This is a genomic window from Pedobacter polysacchareus, assembly GCF_019802255.1.
GTDB lineage: Bacteria > Bacteroidota > Bacteroidia > Sphingobacteriales > Sphingobacteriaceae > Pedobacter > Pedobacter polysacchareus.
On record NZ_JAHYSS010000003.1, the window covers coordinates 117,856 to 129,937 of the forward strand.

Annotated in this window: 8 protein-coding genes; 3 read left to right on the forward strand and 5 right to left on the reverse strand. The window is 39.5% G+C overall.

What is annotated here, in order from left to right:
- Positions 1 to 17: 17 nt before the first annotated feature.
- The 3 genes from K7X70_RS08280 to K7X70_RS08290 all read right to left on the reverse strand — a co-directional run bounded on the left by K7X70_RS08280 (position 18) and on the right by K7X70_RS08290 (position 5,950).
- Positions 18 to 947, reverse strand: a complete 930-nt coding sequence (locus K7X70_RS08280; protein ID WP_222536611.1) for a dihydrodipicolinate synthase family protein — start codon at positions 945 to 947, stop codon at positions 18 to 20.
- 86 nt (positions 948 to 1,033) lie between these two features.
- Entirely contained in the window at positions 1,034 to 2,602 is a 1,569-nt protein-coding gene (gene nanU, locus K7X70_RS08285; RefSeq protein ID WP_222536612.1) for a SusD family outer membrane lipoprotein NanU, read from the reverse strand.
- Positions 2,603 to 2,623: 21 nt separating this feature from the next.
- Entirely contained in the window at positions 2,624 to 5,950 is a 3,327-nt protein-coding gene (locus tag K7X70_RS08290; RefSeq protein WP_222536613.1) for a SusC/RagA family TonB-linked outer membrane protein, read from the reverse strand.
- Between the two features lie 167 nt (positions 5,951 to 6,117).
- Between K7X70_RS08290 and K7X70_RS08295 the strand changes: the two genes are divergently transcribed.
- Both K7X70_RS08295 and K7X70_RS08300 read left to right on the forward strand, forming a co-directional pair.
- Positions 6,118 to 6,822 (forward strand): FadR/GntR family transcriptional regulator, encoded by a 705-nt coding sequence (locus K7X70_RS08295; protein ID WP_222536614.1) that lies wholly within the window; start codon positions 6,118 to 6,120, stop codon positions 6,820 to 6,822.
- A 22-nt stretch (positions 6,823 to 6,844) separates the two neighbouring features.
- Positions 6,845 to 7,663 (forward strand): ion transporter, encoded by an 819-nt coding sequence (locus K7X70_RS08300; RefSeq protein WP_222536615.1) that lies wholly within the window; start codon positions 6,845 to 6,847, stop codon positions 7,661 to 7,663.
- On the opposite strand, the gene K7X70_RS08305 is transcribed toward K7X70_RS08300, so the two are convergent.
- On the reverse strand, positions 7,660 to 8,349 hold the full coding sequence (locus K7X70_RS08305) for a substrate-binding periplasmic protein (RefSeq protein WP_222536616.1): 690 nt from the start codon (positions 8,347 to 8,349) through the stop codon (positions 7,660 to 7,662). The two genes, K7X70_RS08300 and K7X70_RS08305, sit on opposite strands and share 4 nt — an antisense overlap.
- 370 nt (positions 8,350 to 8,719) lie before the next feature.
- Positions 8,720 to 9,601 (reverse strand): YegJ family protein, encoded by an 882-nt coding sequence (locus tag K7X70_RS08310; protein WP_222536617.1) that lies wholly within the window; start codon positions 9,599 to 9,601, stop codon positions 8,720 to 8,722.
- A gap of 152 nt (positions 9,602 to 9,753) precedes the next feature.
- Here K7X70_RS08310 and K7X70_RS08315 point away from each other — a divergent pair, with 152 nt between their 5' ends.
- Positions 9,754 to 12,018 (forward strand): glycoside hydrolase family 20 protein, encoded by a 2,265-nt coding sequence (locus tag K7X70_RS08315; protein WP_222536618.1) that lies wholly within the window; start codon positions 9,754 to 9,756, stop codon positions 12,016 to 12,018.
- Positions 12,019 to 12,082: the final 64 nt, after the last annotated feature.

The window sequence follows — 12,082 nt, forward strand, 5'->3', positions numbered from 1 at the left end:
TCATCACATTAATTAGATTAATGAGCAGCTATTGATTTAAAGTTATCGAAACCAACAGCGGCTACATCTTGTTTAAAACTCTCGAATTGTGCTGCAGTCATATTTTTTACAGGCAGTCTAAATTCACCGCAATCTACACCAACTAATTTTAAATAGGCCTTTCCCGTAGCAATACCACCGTATTTGCCTAATAACCTGATCATATCAATTGACGTTTGCTGTAACAGCTGCGCTTTTTTCAAATCATTGTTTTCAAAAGCCTCGATCATATCGTAGTACAATGGGGCTGCATAATTAAAGGTACTTCCTACTGCGCCTTTAGTGCCTAACACCAATGCGGAAAGCATATTTTCATCACGGCCCCACAGCATATCATATTTGCCATTTTGAAAATGGATACAAGATAGGAAATCCATGAAATCTTCATGCGTATATTTTACTCCTGCAAAGTTAGGAACCTTCCCATCAATGGCCTGTAAGAGGTCGTACATCGCAAAACCTACTCCTGTCAATACTGGAATGTGGTAATAATAGAAAGGCATATCCGGTGCTACAGCGGCAATTTCAGCACATATTGTGGCCAGGACTTCTACATTTGCAGGTTTAAAGTAGAAAGGTGCAGTAAAAGAGATGGCATAAAGACCAATTTCTTTAGAATATAAGGCCAGATCTTTACAATCGGCAATACTGGTTCCCCCCAGAAACATCATTACCTTAAAGTCTTTATCGCCACGTGTGCAATCTGCCCATGCCTTTGCGACTTCCTTTTTCTCTGGGTTGGTTAAAGATACGCCCTCTCCAGTAGAACCACATATAAATGCGCCGGTTACTTTGTTAGCTTTTAAAAATTGGTAATAACTTGGAATCAAGGCTACATTTAATTGTCCATTTTCATTCATTGGTGTAAATGGAGCAGCAATCAGGCCTTGTAAGTGTTGAATAGTCATTTTATATAGTGTTTAAAGAATGGAAATCAGGAAAGGATAATTAGGAGTGTCGACCATTACGGTCTCCACTCCTACACCAAATATTATTAGAATTGAGGATATCCAGTGGTTTGAACCAGAGCTCTGTTATTGGTTAAAGAAGTACGGTCAATTGGCCATAATAATTTATAGGATTCTGCAGATGTTAAGGTGGTATTTGTATAGACATAATTGTCTCCCATACGTCTTAAATCATACCAGCGTTTTCCTTCTCCAATAAACTCAAACAAACGCTCCTTTAAAATAGCTTGTTTGATATCTCCATCACCCGGCATATTTGGGAAACCCTGAATTGCTGGATTATAATTTGCGCCATAGGCTCTCGCTCTTACGGCATTAATTTCAGCGGCAGGACTTTCTCCTAATACTTCTTTAGCTTCTGCGAGTAATAATAGCAGGTCAGCATAACGATAAATTGGAAAATCGTTGGTGTATTTCCTTGTTGCAGCATCTTGTTGTCCCTGATATTTTTTCAGGAACGTCCCTGCAATTACATAAGTTCCAGGAGTTGGCCTTCTATAAGCAGCCTGAATGGTACCTTCTCTTCGGGTATCCTTTGCATCAAATTTTCTGTAGGTCGCAATTTTCACTGGTGCACGTAACAAACCAGCGTAATTATCAGTGGTTACATTAAATTGTCTGTTAGCCAAAGAGTCGAAATAATTCGCGATTAAGCCTGTCTGGGGTGTAAATGAACCTGGTATAAAGGTCATTTCGGCTTCATTCAATCCGTTTCTGCTTGCCAGAATGATCTCTTTATTTCCCCTGTTTGTAGTAGAGAAAAGATCCGCAAAAGGGGTATTCAATGGATTAGCAGAGGTGGTTAATAAGCCCAATGCAGGAACACTGGTTTGAATGTCTGTTAAGGCATTTTTAGCTATTGTCGCATCTGCAGGACCGCCAGTTCTATGGGCAGTCCACAGGTAAGTATCTGCTTTTAGCATTAAGGTTGCAGACTTAGACCAATACCCTTTATTGCGTTTAATAGAATAATCAGCCCCAAAATTCTCCAGTGACAATTCAATATCCGCTCTAACCAGTTTCAGTACATCTGCTGCTGGCGAAGCCGCTTTAGAAAGGTTAAACAGATCCAGGTTAGCGGCATCGATATAATCTGTGATGATGACCACATCTCCCCAGCTACGGTACAATTGGTAGTAATAAAATGCTCTCATTCCATAAGCGATCCCCAATTCATACTTTTTAGTAGCCTCAGAAACCACATTTCCGGTATTGAGTTTATAGATTAACAAATTCAACTGGTTGATATTACTATAGAAAGTACCAAAAGAACTTACACCTGCAGCATCTAAGGTGAGTGTTTGCAACCACATACGCTCCAATCCCTGAGAAGCCTCGCCGGTAAAAGAAGCGGTGGTACCCGGATCGGTTCCGTAAATATCAGACCTCAACTCCCCAAGGAACATAAAATTACTATTATGACCACGGAATTTATTATGAATTGCAGCTACAAAAGCATCGTACTGATCATTTGTTTTCCAAAAATTATCATCACTCAAGTTACTGATTGGTTTTAATTCCAGACTTTTTTTACAGGCGCCAAGGCTCAATACCATTAAGGCGGCTGCGATTATATTTTTATAATTATTTTTCATGATGTTTAATCTTATAAGTGATTAAAAGGAAACTTCTAAACCAAAAACAAAGGATCTTGCAGTAGGATATGCACCTAAATACACACCGGTAAGTCTGTTGTTCGCATCTAAAGGTGCTTCCGGAGAAGAACCGCTGAACTTTGTGATATAGAACAGGTTACTTCCTGTTGCATAGATTCTTGAGTTAGATAAGAATTTGGTTTTAGCCATTAATGATTTAGGCAGCGTATAAGAAAGTGTTACCTCTCTTAATGCCAGGTAATCCCCTTTTTCATAAAGATTTGAGTTGTTTCCATTTACGACTGTACTAGCATTATTTGCCCGGGTATAATTTTGCTTAGAACCTTGTACCTGATCCGCAAAATATACTTTTGGAATATCAGTCACCGTGTTATTCGGAGTCCATGATTTAAGCATCAAATCTGTATAGTTGAAAGTTCCCTGATAATTTCCAAGCGTACGGGCTAATAAATCATTATAAACCGTGTGTCCCAAGGCAAACTCAAATCTAGTATATAGGTTGAAGCCTTTGTAATTTGCATTTACATTAAAACCACCAGTCCATTTTGGGGCCATGTTACCCAGATATACCTGATCTCTTGAATCAATAATATCGTCGCCATTTACATCTAACCAGTTCACATCACCAGGGGTGATTCTACCTGCATCTGCACCAGGTCCAGGGGCCGTTCCTTTAGGTAAATTTGGTCCGTTTACATTGGCGATCGCGTCTTTTCTATTGCCTGCAATTCTTTGCACTTCTGCAGCATCCTGAAAAATTGACACTTGTTTAAAGCCATAAATATCACCGATAGTTTGTCCTTCCTGATATCCACCTACCCATTTTAACTGGCCTGATGCGGCATCAAAGACTTGTATCCCACCTTGTCTGTTGTTTTCATTACCGTTGAAAGGAAGTTTCAATACTTTGTTTTTCACAAAACTCGCATTTGCACCCAGGCTTAAAGTAAAACCGCCATCAGTGCTCAACACTTTTGCATTCACTGCAAACTCATACCCTTTATTCTGCAATGTACCGGAGTTCGTTGTGATTGGAGGGTAACCGATATAATCCGGCAGTGGTAGATCTGTTAACAAGTCAGAAGTTCTGCGATCATAATAATCAAATAACAAGGTGATTCTATCTTGTAGTAAACCCAGGTCTAAACCAGCACCAAAAGTTTTGCTACGCTCCCATCTTAAATCCTGATTTGCCAGTTTATCGTGGAAGAAACCTCCGACACCATCGTAGTTATTCACAGGCGATGAATATACACCTTGAACTACATATCTACCCAAACCTGCGATGTTACCGTTAACACCATAGCTCAGTCTAGGTTTTATGGTTGAAACATATTTATTAAGACCAGAGTTCACATAGAAATTCTCTTTTTGAAGGTTCCATCCTGCAGATACGCCCGGGAAATAACCCCATTTATGTTGATCTGGTAAGTTGGAAGCACCATCAGCACGAAACACTGCGGTAAATAAATATTTTTGATCAAAATCATAAGTAAATCTTCCGAAAAGTGAATTGATGCGGTATTGTGATTTCTCGCTATAATTAGCTTTTGCACCATTCAGTGTTGCAGGGAAAACGGTAGAAGCATTGATCGTCGGAATCTCATCTGTAGGGGCATTCTGACCATACAATTGTGAATTTAACGTTTTAATCTGGAAGGTTTCCGCACCAACCATGGCAGCAAAATTATGCAGGTTTAGTGATTTGTTATAATTCACAATACCGTTAAATTGCGTTTGAAAATCTCTTCTTGACAAGAGAATCGCATCTCTACTGGCAGAGCCTATCGACTGTGGCGTAGCAAAAATGTTGGCGTATGTTTGTGTTGATTTTTGAAAAGACTCATCTTTTCTATCTAATAAATAAGCATTGGCAGTAGCTTTAAAGTATAAGCCAGGTAATAAATCCCATTTTACGGCACCATTAACTACAACTTTATTCACTTCATTCTGGCGGTTCAATCTGCTTAACCAGTATAACGGGTTACCATCACTAGCACTATTTCCGGGATTTGGCGATGTTTTCGCTTCATCTATCCAGGGATTAAACGTTGGCCATATCGCCAAACTTCTATACAATGAATTCACTTCTCCACCTACAGTACCTAACTGGGAAGAAGTAGAAAGTGTAGCACCACCGGAAACCTCCACGTTAGACCTCACTTTGTAAGAACCATTAAGATCTGCAGTATAGCGTTTATAGTTAGAGCCTACAATCACACCATCCTCATTATAGGAATCAAATGCGGCAAAGAACTTGCCTTTATCATTACCCCCTGAAGCACTAACATAGTGATCTTTGGTATAAGTATTTCTAAATACCAGGTCTTCAATTTCACCACCATGGTCTTTATACATCATTTGACCTCCGTAAGGATCATCAACGATACCCCATCCTGCTGGCAAAACAGTAGTACCTTCAACATATTTCCTGATATCGAAACTTGCAAGGTTAGCCGCATCTGGAAGTAAGCCTAATCCTCTTGCATTATTTGCATCTGTAATTGGCTTACCTGAATTCAGGTATCCCAAACGCGTATAGTATATATAATCTTTTGCCCCTAAATAGGTATAGCCATCTCTTCTGACATTGTAACCCCCGGTAAATTTGTAATTGATTTGGGCAACGCCTGCGGCACCTGTCTTGGTGGTAATTAAAATTACCCCATTGTTGGCTCTAGCACCGTAAATTGCAGTAGAAGCAGCATCTTTAAGCACCTCGATAGACTGGATATTTTCAGAAGAGATATCATTGTAATCTCTGATTACTCCATCTACAATCACTAATGGTCCACCAGGATTATTGATGGATGCCCCTCCCCTTAAAAATACAGTCGGACCAACGCCTGGCTGCCCACTTTTGCTAATAGCCTGAATACCAGCAATTGTTCCTTGCAAAGCACTCCCTACATTGGCACGTGGTGCGTTTGCCAGCACCTCTTTATCCAGCTTTGCGATCGAGTTAGTTACTGTACGTCGATTTTGCGTACCATACCCCACCACTACCACTTCATCCAGATTGGCATTGGCTGGTTTCATTACTACTTTTAAATTGGTGTTATTGCCTACTTTTTGTTCTTGAGTAAGGTACCCAACATAAGTAAACACGAGTATGTCGTTTGAACTAGCTTCGATGATGAATTTTCCATTCACATCTGTTTGCCCACCCGATTTTGTTCCTTTAATTGAAATGCTGACGCTTGGAATCCCCTGTCCGTCATCTTCGCCAGTAACCGTACCGGTTACCTTTTTGTTTTGTGCAAATGCGCCTATAAAGGAGGATAGGCAGCACACTAAAACAATCGTTTTTAGGTAAAACTGTTTCATACTATTAGTTTTTGGTTAGCATTATGTTATACATAATACTACTAAGTTGAGATAAATATTATTTGAAAGCAAGAATTATTTATGTTTTTTTTATTGTCATTTTTGATAAACCGCTTTATTAGTATTAATTTAGAGGTATTCTCTCATAATTTATTATTATACATAATATGGACAGCAGCATAGTGAATACATTTATCCAGATGGATACCAGCAGTTTGGTAGATAAGGTAGAAGCCAATCTTGTACAGTTACTGGTAGACAGGAAGTTGAAAATTGGAGATGTGATTCCTACAGAAATAGATTTATCAAAAAATCTTGGCGTAAGTCGTACCGTTACCCGCGAAGCTTTATTGAGATTAAGAATGAGAGGACTAATAGAGACGAAAAAAAAGAAAGGCTCTGTGATTACCAGCCCAGATATTTTCAGCATCATCGGTAAGTCTATGGACCCACATTTACTGGATCAGGAAACCTTAAAAGAGATTTTTGAAATGCGCCTTGTTTTAGAGATAGGTATGGCTGACTTTCTCTTTCAAAATATCAGCCCTGAACACATTAAGGAGTTAAAGGAAATCGTTAAAAATGAACCTGACACCTCCGAAGATTACGTTTTCCATATTGATCATGAGATTACCTTTCATGGGAAATTGTATGAAATCACTGGAAATCAAACTTTAAAGAAGTTCCAAAAGCTATTACTTCCAGTTTTTGATTACGTACATAATAGTGGATTGTTAAAGAAACAGGCAACCATCAAAAAATTCGTTTCCCACAAAGGCCTGGTAGATATCCTGGAGAACGGCTCTCCAGAACTATTTAGAAATGCGATGCGGAATCACCTGGAGAATCACTTTTTAAGAATTTTCAGCTAAATCCTTGAAAGAGGAGCAAAATATGGAGAAACAGAAAAAACAGGATTGGCGGGAAAAGCTCCATGAAATTATTTATGAGTCTAACACTTATGCCGGCAAGGCATTTGATGTCGCCTTGCTGATTGCCATCTTTGCCAGCATTCTGATTGTGATGCTGGATAGCGTAAACAGTTATCATCAAAAATATGGTGGATTATTCTCTATTATAGAATGGACTTTCACAGTGTTGTTCACCATAGAATATATTCTGAGGCTCATTATCATCAAACACCCTATTAATTACATCAAAAGCCCATTGGGAATTGTGGATTTACTGGCACTGATTCCTTCCTATCTGAGTGTGATTTTTGTGGGTGGACAATCTCTCCTTGCCCTTCGTGCCTTAAGATTACTTCGTGTATTCCGGATTTTCAAACTAGGAAGATACCTTTCGGAAATGAAATTCCTGACGGTGGCACTCCGTGGAAGTATGCGAAAAATCAGCATCTTCATGCTCACAGTACTGGCTCTTGTGGTGGTTCTTGGTTCTATTATGTACCTGGTAGAAAATCGTGAGAATGGATTTTCCAGCATCCCTGAGAGCATTTACTGGGCAATTGTGACCATTACTACCGTTGGTTACGGGGATATTTCACCTGTTACTCCATTGGGGAAATTTGTAGCTTCCTTAATCATGCTGACTGGCTATGCCATTATTGCGGTACCCACAGGGATTATTACCACTGAGATGGCTGTTGCCGCCAGAAAGAAGGGTTTTCACCATGAAGTTTGTCCGGGTTGTGGCCGCGAAGGCCACGATGACGATGCTAAGTACTGTAAATATTGTGCAACAAAACTTTAGAATTCCATTCCAGAAAACCATTTCTGATAAAGTTGATCATAAATTCCGTTCTCTCTAAGCAGTTTTAAAGCTTCATTGAGCTGGTCTTTCAATTCAAGGTCTCCTTTTTTCATAGCAATGGCATATTGTGAATCAGTGCCTGGTAAAAACAGTCCGATTTTTAACTTGTCATTGTTTTGCAGAAAACCATTGGCAATTGGGGAATCATCAATTAAGGCATCAATTTCGCCAGATTCCAATTGTTCGTATAATTCTTTATTGGTGTCAGCATGCACCATATTTGCTTCAGGAAATTTATTATGTACATGACGTTCTGCTTCTGCGGCAATCCTTACCCCAATTCTTTTTTCTTTAAAATCCTTTACTTCATTGATCTGCACGTCATCAGCAGCCACTACTGCGCATAACTTGAAATGTAAATAAGGTTCGGTAAATTCAAGGATATGTTTACGGGTAGCAGTCATCGTTACTGCAGAGCAGATCAGATCCAATTCACCTTTAAATAATTTCCCAAGGATTTTCTTCCATAAAGAAACTTCATACTGTATTTCAAAATCAAGTTGCTTGGCAATTTCGCTGAGCAGATCTACTTCAAAACCTTCAAATCTTTCAGAATTATAGTCTGAGTGCATTGGGAAGGGTGCGGCAGAGTCTAAACCGACTTTTAATACTCTCTTTAAGGCCATATTCAATTGGGGGATTAAGGGTCCAGGCGCGGCTAATTTACGATTGTAAAAGCAATTTATTCCTATACCAATTATAAAGAATGTGATGCTGGCAGAGATACAGCGGATAAAACGCAGATAAGGCAATGAAAAAGAGTGGGTTATTCTGAATGTAAAAAAACAGTAACGATATCAGTCGGGGGTATTAAAAAGAATCATTACCTTCATACCATATTTTATTATCAACTTTAAATAGCAATACGTATGGTAGCTTTCTTACTTTCACTTGTGGTGATCATTATGGTGTCCGCATATTATCTATCCTTTATTAAAAGACCTATAGATACAAGCGATCCTCATTAGTTATATTTTACACATTGCTTTCTAGGATTTAGGAAGCAATGTTTTCATCGTACAATCCTATGACTTTCCAACCCTGGCTGGTTTTAATGGTCAGCAGTTTTTGTGTACTCACTACTCCATTAGGAAAAGTACAGACTTCTGTCACGATACAGGTATTCTTATTAAATTGCTCTCTTTTAGTAAATGCGCGCTTTGCATGAGATAAATCGGGCATTCCACATTTCTTCAGACTTTCTATGTAAGCAGCCTCCAGCACTTCTGAAGTTTCCTGAATCAGGTCAAAATCAGCCATATTGACTTCTCCCAAAACCATGCGTGCTTCTTCCCGAAAATCCTTGCAAATAATGGCTGCCTGGAGATCTTTGTTTGTGTAAGCTTGTTCTAAAGCAGTGATCGCTCCTTCCGGTGTATTAAAGTCCGGGATAAAATGATCTGCTCCGGCATCTATGGCAATGCCGATGGATTCATCAAAGAATTGTTTTTCTACCTGCGGCAGTCCATCGCGAATTGCCCGAATGGTATATCCGCCAAGTAAGGTCCCTTGTTCTACAATCAACCAATCGGAGATCAAAGATCTGCCAACTCCTATTTCCTGTCCCAATTTTATGTTTTTCACCTGAATCGGTTCATTGCCGACTTTTCCATAGAAGTTTCCTTCCTCATCAAAATCTGGCGCTGATAGCCATAGGTGTTCTACACGTCCCTCTTCCTTTACCTTTACTTTTATAGAAAAATAATCTTGACCTAAGGTTGGTCTTTTCAGGTGTTCCTCAAAATACCACAGTGTTAACCTTGCTTTTTCTGTTGCCCAACTCAGCTCAGCATCTTCTCTGGGAATATAGCCGAGACCAAATTCTTTTTCTCCTCCTATTGACTTGCCTTTTTTAAAAAACGACGATAAGAAACCCATGAGCGTGTAATTTTTGGTTATATAAATATAATTATTTCTTTTAAGATTAATAAAATAAATTTAATGGTTGCTATCGAAACAAAATTTAATCGCAGTTTCTTTTGTCCTTATAATCCGTAAATTTGCACTACACAAACCTGAAACCAAAAATCATGAATACGACTAAATGGGCTGCAGCCCTTTCTTTTGCTGCAACATTATATTTAACACCGCAAATTACGTACGCACAGGATTCATTATTTATCATTCCAAAACCACTTGTCCAGTTAGCTAAAAAAGGGCACTATATATATACTACCCGCACAGACGTTTTTGCAAGTTCAGATTTTAAAGAAGCGGCAGCACTGCTGAAGGAACATCCTTACCTGAAATTTGAGGAAGTAAAAACAATTAAAAATGCTAAGCACCTACCAAAACAAGGTGTTGCTTTACTGAAAGCTGCTAAAGATGATACCCTTGCCCAGGATGCTTATCGCCTGGAAATTACCCCAGACAGAATTGTGGTTACTGCACATCAGCCGCAAGCATTACTTCAAGGCATATCGACATTACGTCAGATTGCCTATACCAGAAAAGACACTAAATCTCTGCCTGCAGTATGGATCGAGGATCGACCTGCTTTCGGCTACCGTGGATTAATGCTCGACGTATCGCGTCACTTTTTACCTCTTACTTTTTTAAAAAAATACGTTGATCTTTTATCTATCTATAAGTTAAACACTTTTCATTGGCACCTCACAGATGGTGCAGGTTGGCGCCTGGAAATAAAAAAATACCCGGAACTGACCAAATTTGCAGCCTGGAGAACTGATGCCAGCTGGAAAAACTGGTGGAACAACGGCAGAAAATACGTAGAAATGGGGACCCCGAATGCTTCGGGTGGTTTTTATACTGCTGAACAAGCAAGAGAGTTGATTGCTTATGCTGCTAAAAGAGGTATAACCGTGATTCCTGAAATTGAAATGCCGGCACATAGTGAAGAGGTACTTGCTGCCTACCCTAATTTATCGTGTTATGGCCTTCCTTATAAAAATTCAGAGTTCTGTATTGGTAATGAAGATACTTTTAAATTTCTGGAGAACGTGCTGGATGAAGTTTTGGAAATATTTCCTTCCAAATACATTCACATTGGTGGAGATGAGGCAGATAAAACAGCCTGGAAGCAATGTCCAAAATGTCAGAAAGTAATTAAAGATTTTGACCTGAAAGACGAACATGGTCTTCAAAGTTATGCGATCAAAAGAATGGAGACTTACCTGAGCAGCAAAGGAAGAAAATTAATTGGTTGGGATGAAATTCTAGAAGGTGGCTTAGCCCCTGATGCGACAGTAATGAGCTGGAGAGGCGAAAAAGGTGGTATTGAGGCGGCTAATTCAGGGCATGATGTGATCATGACACCGGGTTCGCACCTTTATCTGGATTCTTATCAGACCAACCCCATCGGTCAGCCAGAATCCATCGGTGGTTACCTTCCTTTGAAAAAGGTATACAGTTACCAGCCTGTTCCAGCGGAAATTGAGCTAACAAAGCAGAAACACATACTAGGCGTTCAGGCCAATGTATGGGCAGAATATATGCCGACCTCCAATCAGGTAGACTATATGGTTTTCCCCAGGGCAATTGCACTTTCGGAAGTGGCCTGGACTCCGGAGAGCCATAAAAACTGGGATGATTTTCAGGCCCGTTTACAGAAACATTATCGATTATTACAACAATTTAATGTCAATTATTATCCGCCATCTAATAACCTGAGTATCCTATCCAGCTTTGATATGACTAGTAAATTGGCACAGGTGACCATCAATTCGGAACAATTTCAGCCAGAAATCAGGTATACAATAGACGGCAGTATACCGACCGTTAATTCTCCAATCTATAAAGATGGTATTTCCTTGAACCACAGTGGAACTGTAAAAGCAGTGATTTTCAAGGACCAGCTTCCTATAGGGAAAATACAAGAGCTGGAAATAGATCTGCACAAAGCGATCGGAAAAAAAGTAACCTACAATAATAAATATAGCAGTAATTATCCGGCGCAAAAGGAGCTCACCTTGGTAAACGGGCAAACTGGAGATTTAACTTATGGAGATGGACAGTGGCAAGGCTTTTTAGGGGACCTGGATGTAACGATAGACCTGGAAAATCCTCAGGCATTACAGCAACTGAAAATGAGGTATATGCAGCTGACCGGACCAGGCGTATACATGCCTGCCAACGTTAAAGTAGCACTTTCCAATGATGGAATCAACTTTAAAGCACTTCCGCAGATAGACAACGACGTGCCTTATACGGATGATTCTTTAAGATTTAAAACTTTCCTTTTTGACCTTAAAGGCAACACTGCACGTTATATTCGGATTACCGCAAAAAATGAGAAAAAAGGATTTATGTTTAGTGATGAAATCGTCGTTTACTAACGATAAATAAAGACTTGTGATGTGCGTCACTTTGTAATCCAGCGCAATTTCGGTTATTTGTATC

Excerpts from the sequence above, each read along its gene's own strand:
- K7X70_RS08290 (WP_222536613.1), bottom strand. The coding sequence starts at position 5,950 with ATGAAACAGTTTTACCTAAAAACGATTGTTTTAGTGTGCTGCCTATCC.
- nanU (WP_222536612.1), bottom strand. The coding sequence starts at position 2,602 with ATGAAAAATAATTATAAAAATATAATCGCAGCCGCCTTAATGGTATTG.
- K7X70_RS08295 (WP_222536614.1), top strand. The coding sequence starts at position 6,118 with ATGGACAGCAGCATAGTGAATACATTTATCCAGATGGATACCAGCAGT.
- K7X70_RS08305 (WP_222536616.1), bottom strand. The coding sequence starts at position 8,349 with ATGGCCTTAAAGAGAGTATTAAAAGTCGGTTTAGACTCTGCCGCACCC.
- K7X70_RS08310 (WP_222536617.1), bottom strand. The coding sequence starts at position 9,601 with ATGGGTTTCTTATCGTCGTTTTTTAAAAAAGGCAAGTCAATAGGAGGA.
- K7X70_RS08315 (WP_222536618.1), top strand. The coding sequence starts at position 9,754 with ATGAATACGACTAAATGGGCTGCAGCCCTTTCTTTTGCTGCAACATTA.
- K7X70_RS08280 (WP_222536611.1), bottom strand. The coding sequence starts at position 947 with ATGACTATTCAACACTTACAAGGCCTGATTGCTGCTCCATTTACACCA.
- K7X70_RS08300 (WP_222536615.1), top strand. The coding sequence starts at position 6,845 with ATGGAGAAACAGAAAAAACAGGATTGGCGGGAAAAGCTCCATGAAATT.